Raw genomic sequence first — 21,326 nt, 5'->3', positions numbered from 1 at the left:
TCGGCGCGTCCGAACTGGCGAGCTCAGCTAAAAGGTAACGCGCGGTGCGACCGCCGGCGACTACCGACCGCCGTCGGTCATCGCGACCGGCTCCTCGTCGGCCTCGGTCGCGGCGTCGGCGGTCCCGCTCCCGTCGGCGGTCGGATCCGCGACGCCCGCGGTGTCGGGTGTCGTCTCGCCGACGCCGAAGTGGTTCCAGAGGGTGACGCCGACGACCGCGTACGCGACGAGGTCGTAGTGGACGGCGCCCTCGAACGCCGTGAACGCGGCGAGCGTGCTGTAGCCGAAGAGGGCGACGACGCCCGCCACGAAGACGCTCTCGTTCGTCACCTCCCCCGCGGCCGCCGCGGAGAGCGACCGCTTGATCATCGGGCCGCAGGCGACGAGGAACGCGATCCCCGACAGCGAGCCGAGGTTGACGAAGAAGTGCGTCGCCACGTTCGAGTCGAGGATCGACTGGAGGTACTGCACCGTCACCGGGTCGTAGAACAGCCACTCGACCCGCGTGGGGTAGAGGACGGCGATGTAGGGTGTCGCCACCATCAGCCCGAAGAGGACGGCGACGGCGACGCGCGCGGAGTCGAACTGCGCGGCGCGCCGCACCTCGAACGCCGCGTCGCCCGGTGCGACCACGAGCCCGCAGGCCTCGAGCTCCGCTCTGAGCTCCTCGCGGGAGACGTCGGGGTCGTGGTGGACCCCGACCGTCCCGTTCCGCTTCGTCGCCGAGGCGGCGCTGACGCCGTCGCGGTCGAGGAGAACGGCCTCCAGCAGCCCCTCGCGTCGCTTCGTGTCGATCCCGTCGACCGAGAAGGTGTCGTGGACGTGCGGCTCCGGCACCCGCGCGGTCCGCGGTCCCGCGTCGTCGGGCGGCCCTCCGTTGCGGCGGTCGTCCGCCGGCGCGTCGAGCCCCCGCTCGCGGGCCGCGGCGTCGAGCCGCGTCGAACGCCCGTGGCGGTCGTCTGGCATGTGAACACCCTTCGTCCGCACGAGCTTGAAACTTCCCCCGAGATCGCCCGGTCAGGCGTTGACCGACTCCAGGTACGAGGTGACGATCATCTGCCCCTTGCGCGTGAGCGCCGCGCCCGACTCGCCGTCGACGACGAGTCCCTCCTCGCGGAGCGTGTCGAGGATCATCGACGTCTGCGTGACGTCGCCCGTGACGACGTCGGCGATGTCCGCCTCGCCGCCGGCCGAGTAGATCGACACGAGGATCTCCAGCTGCTCCTCGGTCGGGTCGAACGACTCGAGCTCCTCCATCGCGTCGTCGTACTCCAGCTTGAGGTACCGGCCGAGCACGTTCAGCGTGCGCTCGTTCGGAACGGTCGCGATCGACGTGACCGTCTGGGAGTCGACCACGTGACGGAACACGAGCGCGGGCCGCTGCGTCCCCGCGAGTGTCCGGTCGGTCCGCTCGTAGTCGATCACGGCGGAGAGGTCGACCTCGAACGGATCGGGACAGTCGACGAAGCGGATCGCACCGGACGAGAGCGCGACCGACGCCGCGTGGTCCGAGGCGTCCGTGACGCGCCCGCCCACCTTCGCGGGGTGCCGGACGGTGACCATCACGTCGCGCAACAGGGCCTTGAACAGCAGGCGGGTGAACCGGTCCATGTCCTCCGGCTCGCCCTCGACGAGGACCGTGCGCCGCTCGCTCCCGCGCTCGTACGCGAGGGTGACGCTGTCGCTGAAAAACGACCGGAGGTCGCCGGGGACCGTGCCGACGACCACGTCGAAGACGCCGGCGAGCGGGACGGTCGTCTTCCCGTCGTCCGTCGCGAGCACCAGCCGGCGTCCGCTCAGGAGCACGCGCCCCGTCACCGGTTCGTCGCTCCCGACGTCCGGGGCGTGGACGCGACCGACGAAGTCGGCGACGACGGACTCTCCCATCGGACAGTCGTAGGCGCCGTTCGCTATTTACTGTTACCCACGACGTATCAGTCGTGATAACGAGTTGTCAGGACCCGCGCGCGGCGCGAGCGAAACGTGTTCGGCCGTCGATCGCCTCGCGTTCGGTCCCGATCGGCTTCGATCGGTCGATCGATCGGACGCCGAGACGTGGGGAACAGCAAAGCCTAATGAGGAGGGCGTTAAATCGTCGGGTGATGCCCACAGTAGAATACCTCAACTACGAAGTGCTCGACGACCACGGCTGGTCGATGGACGACGACAACCTGTTCGAGGAGGCCGCCGACGCCGACCTCGACGCCGAGGACTACGGCACCCTCGAAGTGAACCAAGGCGAATACATCCTCGAATCGGCCGAGGCGCAGGGCTACGACTGGCCCTTCTCGTGCCGCGCCGGCGCCTGTGCGAACTGCGCCTCCATCGTGAAGGAGGGCGACATCGAGATGGACATGCAGCAGATCCTCTCCGACGAGGAGGTCGAAGAGAAGAACGTCCGTCTCACCTGCATCGGGAGCCCGGCGACCGACGAGGTCAAGATCGTTTACAACGCGAAACACCTCGACTACCTGCAGAACCGCGTCATCTAACGCCGCACCGACCACGCCGCGGTCGCACTCACAGACGGTGTTCGATGTGGGTCACCCCCATCGGTGCCACCGTTTTTTCGAAGCGCTTCGCCGGAGAGCGGTCGCCCTCTCCGCCCCTCGCGACGCCCCCTACCAGGCCGACCACGCCGTCAGGCTCTCGTCGCGGCCGTACACCCGCTTGCAGTCCTTCGCGTAGGCGAAGTCGCCGTCGTGGTCCAGCTTCTCGTGGCGGTACTCGGGGGCGTCCTCGCGGATCTGGACGCCCTCGACGACGAACTCCTCGTCGCCGAACTCCACCGTCTCGCCGACGGTGAACTCGTAGTCGCCGGGGACGTTCACGCGGATCGAGCGCGTCTCGTCGGCGTTCCCGTCCTTCGGGTGGAGCGTCACCGGGACGGAGACGTTGTCGACCGCGCGGGTCCACAGCGTCTCCACGTCCTCGACGTCGGCCTCCTCGACGCGCTGCTCCGGGCCGACCTCGATCCCGGTCACCCGAACCTGCATCAGCGCGTCGGGGGTGTCGACGACGAACTCCTCGCCGGTCCCGACGTAGGTGTCCGCGGGGACGTCCATCCGGGTGGTGAACGACTCGCCGTCCTGCGAGACGACGATCTTCAGCCCGACGGTCTCCTCCTCCGGGATCTCGGTCTTGTACGTGTGATCGCAGTCGGTGCAGCGGACGGTCGCCTGCCCGCCGGGGCGTAACACTTCGTGGACGGTCTCCTCGCCCGGCGAACACGACGGGCAGGCGAGACCGACTCGGTCTCCTGTTTCGGTCATTACGGCGTCGTATCCGCCGCTCGCGTAAATATCCGCCCCTGTGGCCGCGGTGCGTCACACGCTCGCGTGGGGCTCGCGACGGCGGTTCGGTGACAGCCGCTCTCGGCGGCCGCTCCCCGCCGGAGTAAGGAAACTGGTTTACCGGTGTCCGGGGAACGGACGCCCATGATCGTTCCCGGATCCAGCTCACAGCTGCTCGCGGCCGCGCTCGCCGAGGAGACGGGCCGGCCGCTGGCGACGCCGACGTACGACCGGTTCCCGGACGGGGAGACGCTCGCGGCGGTGCCCGACTTCGACGGCGAGGAGGCGGTCGTCGTCGCGACGACCGACTCCGACCGGGCGTGGGTCGAACTGCTCCAGCTGCAGGACGCCGTCCGCGAGGCCGGCGCCGAGCGCGTGACGACCGTCCTCCCGTACATGGGGTACGCCCGGCAGGACCAGTCGTTCGGCGACGGCGAGCCCGTCTCCGCCCGGGCGATGGCGCGGGCGGTCTCCACCGGGACCGACCGCGTCGTCCTCGTCAACCCTCACGAGTCGGGCGTCGCCGACTTCTACGACGTCGCCGTCGAGACGGTCGACGCGGCGGGCGTCCTCGCCGATCCCCTGCCGACCGGCCTCTCAGAGCCGCTGTTCCTCGCGCCGGACGAGGGCGCGGTCGGCATCGCCGAGACGGTCCGGGACGCGTACGGCGCCGGCGAGACGGACTACTTCGAGAAGCACCGCGACCGTGAGACGGGCGCCGTCGCGGTGTCGCCGTCGGACGCCGCGGTCGGGGGGCGGGACGTGGTCGTCGTCGACGACATCGTCGCCACCGGGTCGACGATGAGCGAGTCGGTGGCCGTGCTGAACGACCGCGGCGCGGCGACGGTGCTCGCGGCCTGCGTCCACCCCATGCTCGCCGCCAACGCCGTGACGAAGCTGCGCGGCGCCGGCGTCGATCGCATCGTCGGCAGCGACACCATCGAGCGCGGCTGCAGCGTCGTCAGCGTCGCCCCCGTCCTCGCCGACGCGCTGGCGTAGGGCTTCCCTCCTCCGCTCTCACTCGATCTCCCGGATCACTCGCGCCGGGTTCCCGCCGACCACGGTCCGCGCCGGGACGTCTTCCGCGACGACCGCGCCCGAGGCGATCACCGCGCCGTCGCCCACGGTCACGCCGGGGTTGAGCACGGCGCGCCCGCCGATCCAGACGTCGTCGCCGACGGTCACCGGCTCCGCGCGCTCGCGGCCGGTCGCGCGCTCCTCGGGGTCGAGCGGGTGCGTCGGGGTGTAGACGTGAACGCCCGGGCCGAGCAGACAGCGGTCACCGAAGGCGATCGGATTCGAGTCGAGGAAGACGCAGCCGTAGTTCGCGAAGAAGTCGTCGCCGACGGCGACGTTGTAGCCGTAGTCGCACCGGAACGGAGGCTGGACGGTCGGGCCCTCTCCGACCGCGTCGAACAGTTCGCGGAGGAGCCGCTCGCGCCGATCCCGCTCGGCCTCGCTCGTCGCGTTGTAGCGGCGGGCGAGGTCGCGGGCGCGCTCGCGGTCGGCGACGAGCGTCGGATCGCTCGAGTCGTAGGCCTCTCCGGACAGCATCCGCTCCGTCTCGGTCGGCATGGTCGGGGCGACGGGGCCGAGCTCATAAGGTCCGGCGGTTCGCGCGCCCGGCCCGTCTCCTCGCCCGTCCGTCCGACCTACCCGTGCGTGTAGCCGCGGTCAGGGAGGGGGTCGCCGTCGGCGGTCACCCCGTCGGCGGCGTCGACGACGGTGCCCACGCGTGTGAGCCCGGACGGGCAGTTCTCGCGGGCCGCGTCGAGGTCGCCTTCGGGCACCGCGCAGACGAGCTCGAAGTCCTCGCCGAAGTGCGCGGCGAGCTCGAACCGGTCGGTCGAGTCCTCCGCCACGTCCTCGACAGCGGGGTGGACGGAGAGACGGTCGCGGTCGAGCGCGAAGCCGACCTCGCTCGCCTCCGCGAGCTGGTGGAGCGACCGGGCGAGGCCGTCCGAGGAGTCCATCATCGCGGTCGCGCGCCCGGCGAGCGCGACCCCGTCGGCGACGCGGGGCGTGAACCGGAAGAGTTCATTGGCGCGTTCGACCGCGGCGTCGTCGCCGCGCTCGAAGAGCCGGAGCGCGGCCGCCGACCGCCCCCACTCGCCGGTGACGCAGAGCGCGTCGCCCGGGGCCGCCCCCGAGCGCGTTACCGGGCCGGCGTCTGAAACGTCGCCGATCGCGGTCGAGGCGGTCGTGAACTCCTCGTGGTCGTCGAGGTCGCCGCCGACGTACTCGGCGCCGACCGCCTCGCAGACGTCGACCGCGCCGGCGACGAACCGGTCCAGTTGGTCGGGGTCGAAGGCGCTGTCGGCGTAGACGGCGACCGCGGCGGTCGCGCTCGCGCCCATCGCCCCCACGTCCGAGAGCGACGCGCCGACCGCGCGCCACCCGGCGGTGTACCGCGTGGTCCCCGGCGGGAAGTCGGTGCGCTCGTGGAGCATGTCGGTCGTGATGACGGTGTCGCCGACGACGGCGGCGTCGTCGCCCGCGTGCGGCAGGTCGGCAGCCAGCCGGCGAAGCGCGTCGCGCTCGTTCACGGGCGAGACAACGCGCCGGACCCGGTTAGTATGGATCGGTCCGGCGCTCGCGATCTGCACGCTCGACGCCCTCGATCCGCGGCCGTGTTCCGTGGTACCACGCATCATTTAAAGGCGTAAAACACATTAACGAATATTATCATTATCGATCATTATGTTTATTACCATCCCTCCGAACGAACCGAGTGCAATGTCAGTACCCGTATCCGGACACGCGGCAGCACGATACGCCGACCGACCGATCATCAGACGACCACCGCAACCACCCACACGATCCGATGACGACACCTGACGACACCACGACGCCCGAGAGGACCCGACCGACAGACCAGCAGACGACCGCTGACGCTTCTCCCCGCCCGATCCCCGGCCGCACGCCGATCACCGAGGAAGCGGGTGCGCCGATCGTCCCCACGATCCGGACGTCGACGACGGGGTCGACCGCGACCGACACCCCGCGTCGCCCGAGCCCGCCGCCGACCGACGGGGAGCGGGACGCGCCGCTAGTCCCCGACCTGCGTCCGACCCGCCGCCCGCGGACCGACGGGGGGTCGCGATGAGCGCCGTCCCGCTGGCGGGGACCGGGCGCGGACCGCGACCGGACCCGACGACGTTCACGCGACGCGCGACCTATCAGTTCACCGACGGCGACACCGCGGAGTGACACCCATGCATCCCAACGAACTCGACGACGACGTCTTCCAGAGAGATATCGACAACCCGGCCGGCCGCCGGCTCCGCGAGCTGTTCGCGGAGCAGGAGTACACGTTCGCGCCCGGGATCTACCACGCGCTCGACGCCCGCCTCGCGGAGATGGCCGGGGTCGACGCCGCCTACATGAGCGGCTACTCGACCGTGCTCGGCCAGTTCGGCTTCCCCGACCTGGAGATGGTCACGATGACCGAGATGGTCGACAACGCCAAGCGGATGGTCGAGGCGACGAACCTCCCGGTCGTCGCCGACTGCGACACCGGCTACGGCGGCGTCCACAACGTCCGCCGGGCGGTCCGCGAGTACGAGAAGGCCGGGGTCGCCGCCGTCCACATCGAGGACCAGACCTCGCCGAAGCGCTGCGGCCACATCGCCGGCAAGCAGATCGCCTCCCGCGAACAGGCGCGGTCGCGCTTCGAGGCGGCCGTCGACGCGAGGCAGAGCGAGGACACGGTGATCATCGCGCGGACCGACGCGTACGGCTCCGCCAACGGCGACTGGGAGGAGCACCTCGAACGCGGCCGGATCTACGCCGACGCCGGCGTCGACCTCGTCTGGCCGGAGATGCCCGACCCGTCCCGCGAGGACGCGATCGAGTACGCCGAGACGATCCACGAGACCCACCCAGACCTCGACCTCGCCTTCAACTACTCCTCGTCGTTCGCGTGGAGCGAGCAGGAGGACCCGCTCACCTTCGAGGAGCTCGGCGACCTCGGCTACCAGTACATCTTCATCACCCTCTACGGGCTCCACTCGGGCGCCCACGCGGTGTACGAGGACATGCAGAACATCGCCGAGAACGACGAGCAAGCGCAGTTCGACCTCGAGGACCGCTACCTCGGCCACGAGACGGAGAGCCACCACGAGCTCTCCTTCGTCCCGCGGTACCAGGACGTCGAGGCGCGCTTCGACCCCGAGGCGTCGGCCCGACAGGAGGAGTCCGCCGGCTTCACCGAGGAGGAGAACGACCCGATCACGGCCGCGGAGGACGGAGAGGCCGAGGGAGAACCGGAGGAGCCGCCCGCCGCCGAAAGCGACGACTGATCGCGGACCCGGTCGCGGACCGTAATCGGTCGCGGAACGAGACCGGAATCGGCCGGTCGTCTCGCTTTTTTTATCGCCGGTGGTCGGTTGCGGTGCGAGAGAACGAGAGGGTGCGTGAGACCGCGGGTCCAGACTCCCGCTCGCGGATCAGGCCGGGAGCGTGTCGATCCCGTTGATCTCGACGTAGCCGTAGCCGCACTCGGGACAGCGCCACTTCGTCTTCTCGCCGAGGTGGAGGGTCATCGCCGCGGTCCGGTAGAACGACTGGGTCTCCCCGCACGAGGGACAGTCTACGTCCTTTTCGAGCGCCATGTGCGCGGATCCGTCCGGCGCGGTTTTGAAGCTACTGATTCGGCGGTCGTCGCCGTCTCGCACGACGCCGCTCGTCAGTTCCGTCTGAGGGACAGCGCGACGAGCTTCTGTTCGGCGGCCCGGAGGTGCTGGTGGAACGTCGCCGGACAGATGTCGAACCGCTCGGCGAGCTCCTCGGCGGTGACCGCTCGCGGCCAGTCGTAGTACCCGGAGTCGTGCGCCGCTTCGAGGACGTCCCGCTGGCGATCGGTCATGTCCGCTTCGAGGGCCGCGCGGAGACACCCCTGTCCGAAGATCGGCGTCCCGTGGGGCTGCGTTCGTTTGACCGTCAGCTCGGCGTCCGGATAGGCGTCGAGGAAGCCGTCGATGACCGTCGTGACGTCCTCGGACGGCGGGACCTCCGCCCCCACGGTCCCGGTCCCGCCTCGGCTCTCGACGGTGCAGGGGAGCGCGCCCGACTCGCCGAGAAAGACCGCGGGACACCCGTCGTCCACGACGAACTCGAACAGCACCTCGTCCTCGAACCGCTCGACGAGACGCGCCTCCACGGACGGATGGTCGTCGGCGTGCGCGAGGACGGTCTCGGGCTCGGCGCCGCCGACCGAGAAGAACTCGGCGTAGCTCCCCGCTCCCCGCGGGATGAACTCCCTCAGCAGCGCCTCTGCGCCGTCAGTCTCTGACACCGCGACGAAGGGGTGGTCGGAGCTCGAAAGGGAGAATTCGACGTACGTCACCCGCTCGTCGGACAGAGGGGAGTTCTGGGACGCCATTACGCGACGGTTCACTCTTGACCGGTTTCAACCCTTTCCCCGCGGGCACTGCGGCGAACTGCGGCGGGAACTCGGAGGCGTGCCTCTGACGGTTACACCACGGGGCCGCGCCACCTTAGTCGCGCACCCTAACCGATTCGGTGTGGGTTCCCGGAACGCCGACGCGTTCACTTCTCGTCGACGTGCCGGACCTCGCTGGCGACGCCGCGCGTCGAGTCGACCATCTCCGGGCCGGACATCTCGGCGCGGCCGACCGCGAACGCCTTCGGCCCCTCGATGACGACCTCGTCGCCGACGCGGATGCCGTCGTCAGCGTCGACGACGCCGGGCGCCAGGACGGAGCCGTGCGGGACGAACGGGTCGATCTCGACGCGCTTGGTGGGGGCGTCGCTCTCGGCCCAGCGGCGCGCACCGGCGAGGGTGAACGAGAGAGTGCCGTACTGGGGAACCATCGTGGCGAGCTGCTCGCCCGGCTCGCCCTCGCGGCCGGCGTCGGGGTCGTCGCCCCACACCTGGAGCTTGGGGTAGCGTCCGGTCGTTCGGATGTCGGCCTCGCCCGGCCCGCCGAACAGGTCGTCGCCGGCGCCGTCGCCGAGCAGGTAGTCGGCGAGCGCCCGAACCGTGTTGTGCTCGCGCTCGCGCTTGCTGTAGGCTGGCTCGCCCTGTAACGCGGCGTTGAGCTCCCCGAGCGACTCGTCGCTCGTCGGGTGGCCGACGCAGGTGTACTCGAAGGGGAGGTCGACCGCGGGGTCGTCCTCGACGCGCTCGCAGATCTCGCGGTAGCCGTCCTCGGGGACGTGCGCGATCACCCGCGAGTAGTCGTTCCGCTTCAGGTACCGCCGCAGCACCTCGGCGACGAATCCGACCTCGTCCTCGCTCCAGTCGCCGGTGACGACCGCGTCGTAGTGCTGCGCCGGGTACGTCGTCTCCAGCTCCTGGGGGACCACGCCGATCGGCGACGTCATCGAGACGGTGTGGCCGCGCCACTGGATCGCGTCGTGGAACTGCCCGTGGCTCTGGGAGTCGCTGTACGGCTTCGTCGCCGAGCAGGGCACCAGCACGAGCGGCTGGTCGGTGAACCGATTTCGGTACCGCCTCGTCACGCGGTCGGCGAACCGCCGGATCTCGACGCGGTCCAGCGTCTCCGCGCTCGCCGCCGTCACTTCGGCGTCGCGCATGAGCGGCGTCCGCTCCTCCAGATACCCCCACTGGTCGTCGAACTCGCGAAACGCGGCCGTGAGCCACTGCTCGTGACGGGCCTGGCCCTCGACGTAGTCCCGGAGGCGACCCGCTCGGATCCGCTCGCGGACCCGTCGGAGCTCGGCGCGGATCGCGTTCACGTTGTGATCGGCGCAGTCGGCGCGGGTGAACTCGTCGCGCGGCGTCGCGCAGGCGGGACAGGCGCACGGCAGCTCGTCGAGGTCCTCGAGGAAGTGCTCGGCGTCGGCGGTGAGATACTTCCCCTGCGTCCCCTTCGTCCGGGCGAGCGTCGCGTCCACGAGGTCGACGCCGGCGTACGCGAGGACGGCGACGTTCAGCGGCGTGGCGACCCCGGAGAGGAACAGCGCGGTGTCGGCCGGTAGCGACTCCTTCGCCGCCAGGATCGCGTCGCGGAACGCCTCGCCGTGGCCGACGAACCCGGACGCGTCCGAGAGCAGGTACGCGTCGGCGCCGACGTCGCGGGCGCCCGCGCTGTCGACGACGGCCGCGGAGGGGTAGTCGACGTCGGGATGGTCGACCGCGAACGACTCGCGGACCTCCGCGCGGGTCCCCGCGGGGAACGAGCGGTGCGGCAGGACCGTGAGCGCGTCGTCGTCGTCGCCGTCGGGGACCTCGCGGTCGCCGGCCCAGAGGCTGCCCGCGTCCTCGAGGAACGGGTCCGCGAGCGCCGGCGTCGTCACCGGCTCGGCGAGCCGCAGCTCCCCGAGTCGGGCGGCGCCGTCGCGCTCGTGGACCTCGAAGTGGTCGGTCATACGTCCCCTCGCGCGGGGACGGTCAATTCTCTTGTGTTCCGCGCCGGGAGCGATCGCCCTGCGAGCCGCCGGTCGAGACGGCGCGATCGGGAGCGGTCCGTCCGGTGTGGCTCTCAGCACCGATACCGACGTGACAAACGTTTTAACCCGGTCGAGCCTCGCCGGAGGCGATGGCAGGACGGTTCGACACGCGCGACGGCGGCGGGGGATGACATGATTGAAATGGCATCTGCCAGCAACTTATAGTAGGTGGGCTATCCGACCAAGAGCGTAGGTGAACTAAGGAACACTCGCTGCTGAGTACATCATCTGTACTGAGCGATCACTCTCTCTCCCGTAGATCGCCCTTGGTTCGTACCACGTACGCGCCCTGTATTCAGCACAGCCACTGAAATTTATCACTGATTGAGGGATCCAACAACCCCTCCTTACCCCGACCGCCCGAGCGTCCGCAGGTCCTCGGTCTCGACGCGGTCGGGAACGGCGGCGAGCGCCGTCTCGGGCCATCCGTCGTGGCCGAGCGTGATCGCGGTCTCCGGGTTCGCCTCCGCGAGCGCGGCGACGCCCTCGGCCGCGGCGACTCGGGCCGCCTCGTCGAGTCGCTCCGGGACCTCCGCGGTGAGCGGGTACGTCTCCGAGAGCGCCCGCGGGAAGGGGCCGAAGGGGGGTTTCACGCGCCACACGGCGTCGTAGTCGTGCGTGGAGGGAGCGTTCGACTCCGTGAGCAGCAGGCGGTCGGGCGCCTCCAGCCGGGCGAGCCGGTCGCGGTGCCGACGGATCTCGGGGCGCCGGGCCGACTCGTGGGAGGTGTAGAAGAACGCGTCCTTCGACACCGGGTCGGTACGCTCCAGCTCGTCGGCGTGGTCCAGCAGCGCCCGGTAGCCGTCGAGCATCGCGGGGTGGCCGCGGGCGCGGCGGTCGACGAGCTCGAGGAGGTTCCCGGACCGGATCGCGGCCTTCACGCGCCGGAGCTCCTCGAAGGTGACGTGGAGGTTGTGCTCGGCCAGAAGTCGCTCGGCGTCGCCGTCTCCCTCCCCGTCGCCTCCCTGCATCCCCCGAAGCTCCGCGGGCGTGTGCTCGGCACAGACCGGACACGAGCAGGGGAAGTACTCCATTTCTTCGAGGTGTTCCGTCCCCGACACCGTCAGGTAGCGCCCGTCGCGCGCCATCAGCGCGTAGGCGGCCGAGTCGAACAGGTCGCAGCCGGCGGCGACCGCCAGCGCGAGCATCATCGGGTGGCCCGCGCCGAACAGGTGGACCGGCGCGTCCGGGTCGAGCCCGCGCTTCGCGGCGCGCACTGCCTCGACGACCTCGGCGTAGCGGTAGGAGTTCAGGAGCGGGACCATCGCACCGACCGGGAACACGTCGAGATCGGTGGTCGTCGCGTGCCGTCCAGCGGCCTCTCGGAGGTCCGGGAATGTCGACCCCTGCACGGGGGCGTTGACGAGCATCTCGCCCGTCTCCGCCGCCTCCGCGTCGGCGAGGGCCTCCTCGGTGGTCGCCAGCTCCCGTTCGGCGCGCTCGCGGTCGACGTCGGGCGGGGTGGGGACGTCGACGGGGGTCGCCACGTCGCTCCCAATCTGCCGCTGGAACTCGATGATCTCCTCGGTGGTGACGTCGATGTCGCCGTACTCGGCGAGCTGGAAGGAGCCGGAGTCGGTCATGATCGCGCCGTCGAAGCCGAGGTAGTCGTGCAGGCCCTCCTCGACGACCCGGTCCCGGATCCGGTCCGTGCTCCGGATGATGTAGGAGTTGGTGATCAGCATCTCGGCGCCGAACTCCTCGCGGAGCCGCGACGGCTCGACGGTGAGCACGTTGGGGTTGACGACCGGCAGCAGCGCCGGCGTCTCGACCGTGACCCCGGCGCGGGGGACCTCCAGCCGGCCGATCCGCCCGGCGGCGTCGTGGTCCCGGACCTCGAAGTGATCGCGCATACCCGGAGTGGGCGGACGCGAGCGGTAAGGGTTGCGTTCGGGGGCGACGGATCGGACACCTCGCGGAGTCCGGCCGTCGTTCTCAGAGCCCGGTCGGGTGGCTCACGTACTCCGTCTCCAGCCCCCACTCCGCCGACAGCGACGCCAGCGAGCGCACCCCGAACGTCTCGGTCGCGTAGTGCCCGGCGAGGAACACCGTGATCCCGGCCTCCCGGGCGTCGTGGTAGACCTGTCCCTTCCCCTCGCCCGTGATCAGCGCGTCGGCGCCCGCGTCGACAGCCTCGTCGAGCCAGTCGACGCCCGATCCGGTGACGACGGCGACGCGCTCGATCACGTCGGGTCCGAACTCCAGCACCCGCGTCGGGCGGTCCTCGCCGTCGGGCTGCCCCTCGAACCCGTCGAGCGTCTCGCGGATCGAAGCCGCGGACCGAGGCGCACCGATCTCGCCGACCGTCCCGATCGTGACCGGCCCGATCTCGCCGAACGGCTCGCGGCCCTCGATCCCGACCACGCCGGCGACGCCGGCCGCGTTGCCGAGGTCTGGATGGCCGTCCAGCGGGAGATGCGAGACGTACAGCGCGAGGTCGTTCTCGACCAGCGCCTCGATCCGGTCGTAGGCCTGCCCGGTGACGCGGTCGATCCCGCCCCACGAGATCCCGTGGTGGACGACGAGGGCGTCGGCGCCCGCCTCGGCGGCAGACTCGATCGTCGCGAGTGCGGCGTCGACCGCGAACGCGACGCGCTCGACCTCGGCGTCGCCCGGTCCCACCTGGAGCCCGTTCGCGCTGGCGTCGACGTCGGCGTACGCCGCCGTGTCGAGCTCATCGTCGAGCCGCTCCGCGTACTCGGAGAGTTTCATGGCGACGGATACGGTCGGAGGAAAATAAAGGACGGCGGACCGGATCGGCGGGGGACGGCGGTCAGTCGTCCAGCTCCTCGGCGACCGACTCCGGCGGGCCGTCGAGCTCGGGCGCGCTTCCCTCGCCCGGCGACTCTCCGCCCGGGACCTCGGGCGGCGCGTCGAACTCGGGGTCGAACAGCCGGAGGGCGGTCCGGATCGTCTCCCAGTCGTCCTCGCCGGCGGCGTCGCGCAGCGAGCTGGTGGGGGCCGCGAGCAGCTGGCCGACGAGGGCGTCCGCCATGTCGCCGACGGTCTCGCGCTGCTCGTCGGTCAGCCCGCCCTGCGACTCCAGCTTCGAGAGCGCGCGGTCGACCTCGCGCGCCTTCACGCGGTCGGCGCCCGCGTACATCGCGGAGATGGCGTCGTCCGCGCGCTTGCGCTTGTACGCCCGCAGGATCCGGTCGAGCTCCTCGTCGATGATCGCCTCGACCTCGCGCGCCTCGGCCTCGCGGCTCTCTCGGGTTCGCCGCGTCACGTCCTCCAACGCGTCGATGTCGTACAGCGTGAGGCCGTCCCGATCGGATACCGACGGGTCGACGTCGCGGGGCTGCGCGATGTCAATGCAGACGAGCCGCCCCGCGTCCGCGACGTGTTCCGGCTCGATCACCGGCTCCGGGCTCCCGGTCGCCGAGATCACGAGGTCGGCGTCGGGGACGACCGCCGGGAGGTCCGCGAGCGACACGGCCTCGGCGGGCGTGTCGACCTCGCCGGCGACGAACTCCGCGTTCGGCACCGTCCGGTTCGCGACGACGATCTCGGAGACGGCCGTGTCGTCGAGCGTCCGGGCCGCGAGCGTCCCCATCTCGCCGGCGCCGACGACGACCGCCGAGCCGTCGGTGAGGTCAATCTCGGTCGCGGCCAGCCTGACCGCGGCCGACCCCAGCGAGACGACGCCCTCGTTGATCGACGTTTCGTTCCGCGCGCGCTCCCCGACGTGGAGCGCCTTCGTCACCGCGTCCTTCAGGACGGGGCCGATGCCGCCCGCGGACTTCGACTCCTCGTACGCCTCCCGCAGCTGGCCGATGATCTGGTCTTCCCCGAGCACGAGCGACTCCAGCCCGGAGGCGACGCGCATCAGGTGTTCCAAGCTCTCCTCGTGGTCGAGTCGGCGGACCGCGCCGCCGCGGACCTCGGGGGCGAACGACGCCAGCGCGTCGGTCCCGTCGACGGTCCGGTCGGTGACGACGAACGCCTCCGAGCGGTTGCACGTCTGGAGGGCGAACGCCTCCTCGACGCCGTCGCGCGCGAGCAGGTCCGAGACGGTCGCGCGGACGCCGTCGCCGCCGGCCGACTCGATCTCGTCGACCGTCGCGCGGGAGTGAGCGACGCTCACGCCGGCGATGGCTCCCGTCTCCTTCATCCCTTGAGTACCTCCTCGATCACGGAGTACGCCTCTTGTCGACCGTTGGATCTCCCCTTTTGTAAACCCTTCCAAACCCCCTCGGATCGCACGACGCGACGGATCGCCTCCCGGCGCGTCTCGGGCGCTATCCCCCGCTCTCTGAGCTCCGCGCGCAGCTCGCCGGAGAGCTCCGCCATCGCGCCCGCGCCGTCGATCTCGGCCTCGACGCGCTCGCGGAGCGCCTTCGCCAACGCCGGGCTCGAACCCCCCGTCGAGAGGGCGACCCGCACCGGGTCGTCCTCGACGGTCGCCGGGACGACGACGCTCCGGGCGTCGCGGTCGCCCGAGCGGTCCGCTGCCGACACGTCCGTCCGGTTGACGAGCAGCCCGGCGTCGAGCGCGGCGGCCTCGGCCGCGGCGTTGACCGCGGCGTCGTCGGTGGCGGCGACCACGAGGGCCGGTTCGAGCCGGTCGATCCACTCTCCGACCGCGTCGGCGTCCGGGGCGGCCCGGACAAGTTCGACGCTCCGATCGCCCGTTCCGTCGCCGTCCGTCCCCGTCTCCGCGAGGTCGACGAGCCGCTCGTCGAACGCCGGGCTCACGACGACGACGCGGGCCTCGCCGGCGAACCGCGCCGCCTTCCGCGCGCCGACGCTCCCCCCGCCGAACACGAGCACCGACTCCCCGGCGAAGTCGTGATACAGCGGGATCACGATCGCCGCCTCCGGACCGCGATTCGGCGGATCACGCCGTGTTGCTGTCGGCGCGGTCGGCGATCCGGATCCCCGTCTTCTTTAAGATCCGCGTCGAGAACAGCGTGTCCCAGTCGGCGGCGCCGACCTCCCAGTGCTCGTCCATCAGCTCTTTCACCTCCGCGATGCGGCGCTCGCTCTCCGCCTCTGTCCGTCCGTGCGTCATCGCGAAGAAGTTGTACTCCCAGACGCCCGCGTGCCGGGGGCGCTGGTAGCAGTGCGTGACGAAGTCGAGCGAGGCGACGGCCGGCCCGACCTCGTCGAGGGCGTCCTCCGGCACGTCCCAGACCGTCATCCCGTTCTCCGTGTAGCCGAGCGCGTAGTGGTTCGGGATGACGCCGACGCGGCGCACCTTCCCCTCCGCCTCGAACCGCTTCACCGTCTCGATCACCCAGTCGACGTCCGCGTCGATCGCGGCCGCCACGTCGGCGTACGGCGTCTCCGTGATCGGGAGCCCGCCCTGGATCTCGACGACGAGGTCGCGCTCGTCGGGCGTGAGCGTCCCCCTGTCGCTCGGCGCGACCGCGGGACCGAGTTCGGACAGGTCGACGTCGCCGTCGGAGACCGGGCCGTCGACGAGGAACTTCGCGCCGACGTGGAACTCCCGGAGCTTCGGCAGGTTGTACGTCTCTTGGCCCGTCGCCGCCTCTATCTCCGCGAGCACCTCCTCGACCCGGTCGTTCCCGTCCTTGTCCGGGTCCGGATGGTCGGCGACGCTCACGACGAACCACATGTTGAGGTGCGGGTGCTCGCGCTCGTAGTTGTGCGCCACCGCGGTGAACTCGTTGACGGTCTCCGCGATCTCGTCGTAGCGGTCCTCGGGCGCGTGCATGGCGACGAGCGACGCCGCCCCGCCGATCTCCTCGGCGTTGACGAGCGCGCCGAACCGCGAGAGGATACCCTCCGCGTCGAGCTCGCGCACGCGCTCGCACAGCTCGGTCCCGGTCACGTCGACGCCGTGCTCCCGCAGCGCCGCCGCGGCCGGCTCGAAGGGCCGCTCCGTCACCGGGAACCCGCCCTGGAAGGCGTTGATGATCCCGCGGTCGAGCGCCGTCAGATCCGCGTCGACCTCTCTCATGCCTCCGGATCGGGTCCGAGCGAGAATAAGCGATCCGACCCGCGGGCGGGGTCTCGAAGCGCCCTCGATCCCACGCCCCCGGCACCGACTCAACCGTCGAGGTCGCGCGCGATGTCCGAGAGCGACGACGGCGGGCCGCGCGTCGCTTCGTACACGACGCGATCGCCGGGGATCCGGAGCCCGTACAGCTCCCCCGGCACGACGACGTCGAGGACGACGCTGTCGCCCGGCTCCCGGTCGTTCGCGTCGAGCCACGCCACCAGTCGGTTCTCCCCCTCGCCGACCTCGCGCGCGAGCCGCCGGTTGTCGAACGCGCCGCGGATCAGCCGTCCGGCGCTGTCGGCGGTCACCGGTGCGTGGTACTCCTCGCGGTCGACCGCGACTCGGATCACGTCGCCGGCGGCCATCTCCAGTGATTCGCAGGTCCCGGACTCGACGCGGCCACCGAGCTCGTCGTCGTCGGGGATCCGCACGCAAGGGCGGCGAGTGCCGCCGCTCCGGGAGAGCGAGACGCGAATCGAAGCGACGCCCTCGTCGTCGGAGGGAACGCGGGGCATCGAAAGCGGGCGCTTACTCCTCGTCGGCGTCTTCGTCGTCGTCCTCGCCGAGCGCGGCGGCGACGTCGTCGCCCTCGATCACCGAGACGTTGATCTGCGCGACGTCGTCGTCGATCTCGCGGCCGCGGACGGTGATCCGCTTGCGCTCGCCCTCGCGGGACGGCTTGAAGCCCACGCCGCCCTCTAAGAGGAGCTCCTTCAGGCGGGTGCCCGAGACGTCCTCGCGCATCGGTCGGCCGGTCTCGTCGGAGCCGCCGGTGATCTCGATCTCGTGCTCGGAGAGGCCGACGGCGTCGCCGCCGATCTCGTCGCCGATCTCGCGACCGAGGAACCGGTTGGCGTCCTGTCCGTCGACCTCTCGCTGGAACGTCTCGCCGCTCTCGGGGTCGGCGATGACGACTTTGAATTCGGCCATGGGCGAACCGAGACCCCCGCGAATAAAAAGCACGTCGAAACCGCGATCCGGACCGATCGGCCTTCGAACCCGGTTCGTCGGGTGGATTCGACTCGGGAACGGACTCACCGCTCGGCGCCGATCCGCTCGACCCGCCGCGACCCGTCGCCCCACGGGCCGTCGACGAACGCGTCCTCCAGCGCCCGAGCGACGCGTTCCGGGTCGTCGGGACCGCCGGCCGCCGCGACGCTCCCGACCGTCTCGGGATCGAACGGCACGCCGAGGGCGTCGTACACCGCGTCGCTGACGGCGGCGATCTCGCTCGCGTCCGACGGCGCGACGACGACGCACCCGGCGACCAGCGCCGCGTCCGCGCGGACGCGCTGGGCGATCCCCGACACCTTCCCGCCGCCGGCGACGCGCACGGAGTGGTCGCCCGGGCAGAACGACGCCGGCGGCTCGCCGGCGACGACGTCGGCGCCGAGTCCGCGGAGCGCCCCGATCACCGTCTCGACGGCGCAGTCGTACCGCTCCGTTATCGATCCCCGCGACCTCCTCGTCGCGTCCCCTCCGTCCAGCGACTCCCCTGTTTCGCCTCCACCGTCCAGCGGGACCGCGTGCGCGAACGCGAGCGTGTCACCGGCGTACGCGACGGCCCGGCCGCCCACGTCGCGCTCGACCGTGTGGAATCCGCGGTTCGCGGCGATCCGCTCGGCCCGATCGAACCCCTCCGCGCGGACGTCTCGGCGACCGAAGGCGAGCTGCCGCGCCGGGGTCCACACGCGGAGTCCGGGTTCCCCTGCACCCGCTTCCGAGAGCAGCGACGCCGTCAGCTCCCGATCCGTGTCCGGGTCGCCGGCGGTCCCCCTGAGCACGCGCATACCGGTCCGCAGGTCGGCCGCGGACAAGGCGGTTTCGCCCGGGAGACGGCTTCTGTCCGCAGCCATAGCCCGCCGAGGGCGGCCGCCCGGGCGTATGACACAAACGTTTTGCCGGCGCTCGGACTGGGTCACGTATCGATGAGCGATCTCGGCGCGCTGCCGGTGCGAGCGTACCTCGCAGCCTGTCTCCTCGCCGGGATCATCGGACTGTGGCTCGGTCGAGTCGCGTGGCGGGACCGCGACCAGCCGGGCGGGACCGAGGTCGCCCTCTACCTGCTCTGCGGCGGCGGAATCTCGCTGCTGTACGCGGTCAGGGTCGCCAGCGCGAGCGAGCTGGTCATGGTCGTCACGCTCAACCTCGCGACGCCGCTCGTCGCCGCGGTCCCCGGCATCTGGACGGCGTTCACGCTCGCGTTCGCCGGCCACGACCGGTGGCGGACGGAACACCGGATCGTCGCGCTGGCGACGCCCCCGTTCCTCTGGGTGCTGCTCGCGTGGTCGAGCGCCACGCACGGGCTCTCCCGGCGCTCGCTCGCCGCGGTCGTCGAGGGACCGTTCTCCCTGCTCTCCTTCGGGCTGGGCCTCGCCGACATCGGGTTCGTCCTCTACGCGTACGGGCTCTGCGTCGTCGGCGTCCTCGTCGTCGCGGACCTCTACCAGCGGACCGGGAACCGGTACCGGCTCCAGACGTTCGTGATCCTCCTCGGAACGCTGTTCCCGTTCCTCGCCGGGATCGCCACCGTGGTCGATTTGGGGAGCTACGCGAACCTCGCGTGGTTCCCGTCGGCGCTCGTCGTTCACGGGGTCTTCCTGTACGGAACGGTGTTCTGGCTCGGGACGCTCGACGCCGCGGTCGTGGCCCGCGACACCGCCGTCGAGGTGATGCAGGACCCGGTGATCGTGGCCGGCTCCGACGGTCGGATCCGCGACCTCAACCCGGCCGCCGAGGAGCTGCTCCCGCCGGACGCGGTCGGCTCGTCGCTCTCGGCGGTGTTCCCGCGGCTGGAGGTCGGCGTCGAACACCCGATCGCCATCGGCGGGCGGCAGTTCGACATCCAGGAGGACCCGATAACGGACCCCCGCGGGACGGACCGCGGTCACGTGTTCCTGCTCCGCGACGTGACCGAGCGAGAGCGCCGACAGACGGAGCTGGAGCGCCGCGAGGCGGAGCTGGAGCGGCAGAACGAACGCCTGGAGGACTTCGCCGGCGTCGTCTCCCACGACCTCCGGAACCCGCTCGCCGCGGCGACCGCGGCGGTCGAGCTCGCCCGCCACGACGACGGGGAGAACGACGACGCGCTCGACCGGGCGGCGAACGCCCACGAGCGCATGGACGACCTGATCGAGGGGCTGCTCTCGCTTGCGACCGCGGGGCGCTCGGTCGACTCCGTGGACCGGGTGTCCCTCGACGCGACCGTCCGCCGGGTCTGGTCGCGGCTCGAGACCGCGGACGCGACGCTCTCCGTCGAGGGGCCAGACGCGACGGTGTTCGCCGACGGCGACCGCCTCGAACAGCTGCTCTCGAACCTGTTCCGCAACGCGACTGAACACGCCGGCGACGACGTCGCGGTGCGGGTCGAGATCGAGCGGCGACCCGACGGCGTCGCGCTCGCCGTCGCCGACGACGGTCCCGGCGTCCCGACCGAGCAGCGCTCGGAGGTGACCGAGCGCGGCGTCTCGCTGGAGGGCGGGACGGGGCTCGGGCTCGCGATCGTCGTCGACATCGCGGAGGCGCACGGCTGGGAGCTCTCCGTCGAGGAGTCCGAGTCGGGCGGCGCCCGCTTCGTGGTCGTCGGCATCGAGCCCGCGGACGGGTGAGGCCAATCGTCGACTGACCCTCGGTCCGGACTACCGGCGTCGACGACCACTTGTCGGTCGAGCCCCGCCCTGCGAACGACGATGCCAGTCACGCTGCCGCCGGACTCGCTCGACGGCTACCGGCGGTTCTCGCGGTTCAACTCGCCGTACCCCGCGCACGACGACGGCAGCGCCGTCGACCTGTATCCCGAGGCCGACCGAGGGATCTCCCCCGTCTCCGGCGTCGTTCGCGAGACGCGGACCGTCGGCTGTCCGGACCGGTCGTACGCCGCGAGCGAGGACCACCTGATAGTCGTCGACCTCGACGACGAGTGGTGCCGGCGGGCCGGCGCCGATCCGGGAACCACCGCTCGAATGCTTCACGTGATCCCGGAGGTGTCCCCCGGCGACCGCGTCGCCGTCGGCGACGACCTCGGGCCGACGACGCGCTCCGGGTTCTTCGGGCGGTGGGTCGACGACCACGTCCACCTCGGGTTCCGGCCGCCGGGCGCGAGCGCGCTCAGGGCGAGCGGGTCGCTCCCGGTCGATGTCGCCGTCGCTGTCGACCCGATCCCGTGGGACGGGGAGGGCGTCGTGGTCGAACGCGGGCCGACGCACGCCCTCCTTGACGCGCCCGCTCACCCCGACCCGGGCGAGTCGTTCGCGGCCCTCGCGAGCGACGAGGGGATTCCGCTGGACGGCGGTCTGACCCACTACGCCGGCGGCGGCGCGTTCGGTCGCCTCGGCGAGAGCGCAGAGGCGACGCTGTGGGGCACCCGCGTCGGCGTCGCGGCGGGCCGCGGGCTCGCGTGGGACCCGGTCGACGTGCTCGCGAACGGCGAGCGGGTCGTGGGGCTGTCGCTGTTCGCGGCGCGGGACGCGGGGTACGGCGCGAAGGTCGTCTGCCCGGACGGGGAGTTCGCGGTCGGCGAGGCAGTGTCGCTCGACGTGGTCCCGAGCGACGACCCGATCCGGCTCGGGGTCGGGTGAGGCGTCCGTCTTCGGGACCGGGTAGGGGCGTAGCGAACAGCCGGCACGTTC

The 21,326-nt window shown here is 71.3% G+C and carries 22 protein-coding genes; 6 read left to right on the top strand and 16 right to left on the bottom strand.

All coding sequences use genetic code 11. From position 1 onward, the window contains the following. Positions 1-60: 60 nt before the first annotated feature. Both FGM06_RS02295 and FGM06_RS02290 read right to left on the bottom strand, forming a co-directional pair. Complete coding sequence (locus FGM06_RS02295; protein WP_144797151.1) at positions 61-966, bottom strand: hypothetical protein; 906 nt, start codon at positions 964-966, stop codon at positions 61-63. A 51-nt stretch (positions 967-1,017) separates the two neighbouring features. After that, complete coding sequence (locus FGM06_RS02290) at positions 1,018-1,887, bottom strand: CheF family chemotaxis protein (protein ID WP_144797148.1); 870 nt, start codon at positions 1,885-1,887, stop codon at positions 1,018-1,020. A gap of 215 nt (positions 1,888-2,102) precedes the next feature. Between FGM06_RS02290 and fer the strand changes: the two genes are divergently transcribed. After that, positions 2,103-2,492, top strand: a complete 390-nt coding sequence (fer, locus tag FGM06_RS02285) for a ferredoxin Fer (RefSeq protein WP_004596710.1) — start codon at positions 2,103-2,105, stop codon at positions 2,490-2,492. Positions 2,493-2,621: 129 nt separating this feature from the next. Here the strand turns inward: fer and FGM06_RS02280 are convergent, their stop codons facing one another. Beyond that, positions 2,622-3,272, bottom strand: a complete 651-nt coding sequence (locus tag FGM06_RS02280) for an HVO_0476 family zinc finger protein (protein WP_144797146.1) — start codon at positions 3,270-3,272, stop codon at positions 2,622-2,624. A 165-nt stretch (positions 3,273-3,437) separates the two neighbouring features. On the opposite strand from FGM06_RS02280, the gene prs reads away from it, so the two are divergent. Then, positions 3,438-4,292, top strand: coding sequence for a ribose-phosphate diphosphokinase (prs, locus tag FGM06_RS02275; RefSeq protein WP_144797144.1), 855 nt, complete (start codon positions 3,438-3,440; stop codon positions 4,290-4,292). An 18-nt stretch (positions 4,293-4,310) separates the two neighbouring features. On the opposite strand, the gene FGM06_RS02270 is transcribed toward prs, so the two are convergent. Together FGM06_RS02270 and thiL are read right to left on the bottom strand one after the other, a co-directional pair. After that, positions 4,311-4,868: a sugar O-acetyltransferase gene (locus tag FGM06_RS02270; protein ID WP_144797142.1), complete on the bottom strand. Its 558-nt coding sequence runs from the start codon at positions 4,866-4,868 to the stop codon at positions 4,311-4,313. 77 nt (positions 4,869-4,945) lie between these two features. Then, positions 4,946-5,839 (bottom strand): thiamine-phosphate kinase, encoded by an 894-nt coding sequence (gene thiL / locus FGM06_RS02265; protein ID WP_144797140.1) that lies wholly within the window; start codon positions 5,837-5,839, stop codon positions 4,946-4,948. A gap of 278 nt (positions 5,840-6,117) precedes the next feature. Here thiL and FGM06_RS16225 point away from each other — a divergent pair, with 278 nt between their 5' ends. Continuing rightward, positions 6,118-6,399: a hypothetical protein gene (locus tag FGM06_RS16225; protein WP_144797138.1), complete on the top strand. Its 282-nt coding sequence runs from the start codon at positions 6,118-6,120 to the stop codon at positions 6,397-6,399. A gap of 109 nt (positions 6,400-6,508) precedes the next feature. Further along, positions 6,509-7,594 carry an isocitrate lyase gene (gene aceA, locus FGM06_RS02255; protein ID WP_144797136.1) on the top strand — a complete coding sequence of 362 codons (1,086 nt, stop codon included), beginning with the start codon at positions 6,509-6,511 and terminating at the stop codon, positions 7,592-7,594. A gap of 147 nt (positions 7,595-7,741) precedes the next feature. On the opposite strand, the gene FGM06_RS15920 is transcribed toward aceA, so the two are convergent. From FGM06_RS15920 to FGM06_RS02205, 11 genes are all read right to left on the bottom strand, one after another. Continuing rightward, complete coding sequence (locus FGM06_RS15920) at positions 7,742-7,906, bottom strand: DUF7838 family putative zinc beta-ribbon protein (RefSeq protein WP_008006832.1); 165 nt, start codon at positions 7,904-7,906, stop codon at positions 7,742-7,744. 74 nt (positions 7,907-7,980) lie between these two features. Then, on the bottom strand, positions 7,981-8,676 hold the full coding sequence (locus FGM06_RS02250; protein WP_144797134.1) for a helix-turn-helix domain-containing protein: 696 nt from the start codon (positions 8,674-8,676) through the stop codon (positions 7,981-7,983). 167 nt (positions 8,677-8,843) lie between these two features. Next, positions 8,844-10,649 carry an archaeosine synthase subunit alpha gene (gene arcS / locus FGM06_RS02245; RefSeq protein WP_144797132.1) on the bottom strand — a complete coding sequence of 602 codons (1,806 nt, stop codon included), beginning with the start codon at positions 10,647-10,649 and terminating at the stop codon, positions 8,844-8,846. A 428-nt stretch (positions 10,650-11,077) separates the two neighbouring features. After that, complete coding sequence (gene tgtA / locus FGM06_RS02240) at positions 11,078-12,583, bottom strand: tRNA guanosine(15) transglycosylase TgtA (RefSeq protein WP_144797130.1); 1,506 nt, start codon at positions 12,581-12,583, stop codon at positions 11,078-11,080. A gap of 82 nt (positions 12,584-12,665) precedes the next feature. Next, entirely contained in the window at positions 12,666-13,442 is a 777-nt protein-coding gene (locus FGM06_RS02235; protein WP_144797127.1) for a Nif3-like dinuclear metal center hexameric protein, read from the bottom strand. Positions 13,443-13,503: 61 nt separating this feature from the next. Continuing rightward, positions 13,504-14,844 carry a glutamyl-tRNA reductase gene (gene hemA, locus FGM06_RS02230; protein ID WP_144797125.1) on the bottom strand — a complete coding sequence of 447 codons (1,341 nt, stop codon included), beginning with the start codon at positions 14,842-14,844 and terminating at the stop codon, positions 13,504-13,506. Continuing rightward, entirely contained in the window at positions 14,841-15,539 is a 699-nt protein-coding gene (locus FGM06_RS02225; protein ID WP_144797123.1) for a precorrin-2 dehydrogenase/sirohydrochlorin ferrochelatase family protein, read from the bottom strand. The genes hemA and FGM06_RS02225 overlap by 4 nt, the downstream gene beginning before the upstream one ends. 31 nt (positions 15,540-15,570) lie before the next feature. After that, positions 15,571-16,656 (bottom strand): siroheme decarboxylase subunit beta, encoded by a 1,086-nt coding sequence (gene ahbB, locus FGM06_RS02220; RefSeq protein WP_144797121.1) that lies wholly within the window; start codon positions 16,654-16,656, stop codon positions 15,571-15,573. An 89-nt stretch (positions 16,657-16,745) separates the two neighbouring features. Continuing rightward, entirely contained in the window at positions 16,746-17,213 is a 468-nt protein-coding gene (locus tag FGM06_RS02215) for a DUF7112 family protein (RefSeq protein WP_144797119.1), read from the bottom strand. A gap of 13 nt (positions 17,214-17,226) precedes the next feature. Further along, positions 17,227-17,628, bottom strand: a complete 402-nt coding sequence (locus FGM06_RS02210) for a 30S ribosomal protein S6e (RefSeq protein ID WP_144797117.1) — start codon at positions 17,626-17,628, stop codon at positions 17,227-17,229. A 104-nt stretch (positions 17,629-17,732) separates the two neighbouring features. Next, positions 17,733-18,488 (bottom strand): lipoate--protein ligase family protein, encoded by a 756-nt coding sequence (locus FGM06_RS02205; protein WP_144797115.1) that lies wholly within the window; start codon positions 18,486-18,488, stop codon positions 17,733-17,735. A 138-nt stretch (positions 18,489-18,626) separates the two neighbouring features. On the opposite strand from FGM06_RS02205, the gene FGM06_RS02200 reads away from it, so the two are divergent. Continuing rightward, a complete protein-coding gene (locus FGM06_RS02200; RefSeq protein WP_144797113.1) occupies positions 18,627-20,306 on the top strand; it encodes a sensor histidine kinase in 1,680 nt (559 codons plus the stop codon). An 81-nt stretch (positions 20,307-20,387) separates the two neighbouring features. Next, on the top strand, positions 20,388-21,275 hold the full coding sequence (locus tag FGM06_RS02195; RefSeq protein WP_144797111.1) for a hypothetical protein: 888 nt from the start codon (positions 20,388-20,390) through the stop codon (positions 21,273-21,275). Positions 21,276-21,326: the final 51 nt, after the last annotated feature.

The organism is Halorubrum depositum (genome assembly GCF_007671725.1).
GTDB lineage: Archaea > Halobacteriota > Halobacteria > Halobacteriales > Haloferacaceae > Halorubrum > Halorubrum depositum.
The sequence above is the reverse complement of the archived record's forward strand: the minus strand, read 5'-3'. Positions and strand labels throughout refer to the sequence as shown.

Excerpts from the sequence above, each read along its gene's own strand:
- FGM06_RS02295 (WP_144797151.1), bottom strand. The coding sequence starts at position 966 with ATGCCAGACGACCGCCACGGGCGTTCGACGCGGCTCGACGCCGCGGCC.
- FGM06_RS02290 (WP_144797148.1), bottom strand. The coding sequence starts at position 1,887 with ATGGGAGAGTCCGTCGTCGCCGACTTCGTCGGTCGCGTCCACGCCCCG.
- fer (WP_004596710.1), top strand. The coding sequence starts at position 2,103 with ATGCCCACAGTAGAATACCTCAACTACGAAGTGCTCGACGACCACGGC.
- FGM06_RS02280 (WP_144797146.1), bottom strand. The coding sequence starts at position 3,272 with ATGACCGAAACAGGAGACCGAGTCGGTCTCGCCTGCCCGTCGTGTTCG.
- prs (WP_144797144.1), top strand. The coding sequence starts at position 3,438 with ATGATCGTTCCCGGATCCAGCTCACAGCTGCTCGCGGCCGCGCTCGCC.
- FGM06_RS02270 (WP_144797142.1), bottom strand. The coding sequence starts at position 4,868 with ATGCCGACCGAGACGGAGCGGATGCTGTCCGGAGAGGCCTACGACTCG.
- FGM06_RS16225 (WP_144797138.1), top strand. The coding sequence starts at position 6,118 with ATGACGACACCTGACGACACCACGACGCCCGAGAGGACCCGACCGACA.
- aceA (WP_144797136.1), top strand. The coding sequence starts at position 6,509 with ATGCATCCCAACGAACTCGACGACGACGTCTTCCAGAGAGATATCGAC.
- FGM06_RS15920 (WP_008006832.1), bottom strand. The coding sequence starts at position 7,906 with ATGGCGCTCGAAAAGGACGTAGACTGTCCCTCGTGCGGGGAGACCCAG.
- FGM06_RS02250 (WP_144797134.1), bottom strand. The coding sequence starts at position 8,676 with ATGGCGTCCCAGAACTCCCCTCTGTCCGACGAGCGGGTGACGTACGTC.
- arcS (WP_144797132.1), bottom strand. The coding sequence starts at position 10,649 with ATGACCGACCACTTCGAGGTCCACGAGCGCGACGGCGCCGCCCGACTC.
- tgtA (WP_144797130.1), bottom strand. The coding sequence starts at position 12,583 with ATGCGCGATCACTTCGAGGTCCGGGACCACGACGCCGCCGGGCGGATC.
- FGM06_RS02235 (WP_144797127.1), bottom strand. The coding sequence starts at position 13,442 with ATGAAACTCTCCGAGTACGCGGAGCGGCTCGACGATGAGCTCGACACG.
- hemA (WP_144797125.1), bottom strand. The coding sequence starts at position 14,844 with ATGAAGGAGACGGGAGCCATCGCCGGCGTGAGCGTCGCTCACTCCCGC.
- ahbB (WP_144797121.1), bottom strand. The coding sequence starts at position 16,656 with ATGAGAGAGGTCGACGCGGATCTGACGGCGCTCGACCGCGGGATCATC.
- FGM06_RS02215 (WP_144797119.1), bottom strand. The coding sequence starts at position 17,213 with ATGCCCCGCGTTCCCTCCGACGACGAGGGCGTCGCTTCGATTCGCGTC.
- FGM06_RS02210 (WP_144797117.1), bottom strand. The coding sequence starts at position 17,628 with ATGGCCGAATTCAAAGTCGTCATCGCCGACCCCGAGAGCGGCGAGACG.
- FGM06_RS02205 (WP_144797115.1), bottom strand. The coding sequence starts at position 18,488 with ATGCGCGTGCTCAGGGGGACCGCCGGCGACCCGGACACGGATCGGGAG.
- FGM06_RS02200 (WP_144797113.1), top strand. The coding sequence starts at position 18,627 with ATGAGCGATCTCGGCGCGCTGCCGGTGCGAGCGTACCTCGCAGCCTGT.
- FGM06_RS02195 (WP_144797111.1), top strand. The coding sequence starts at position 20,388 with ATGCCAGTCACGCTGCCGCCGGACTCGCTCGACGGCTACCGGCGGTTC.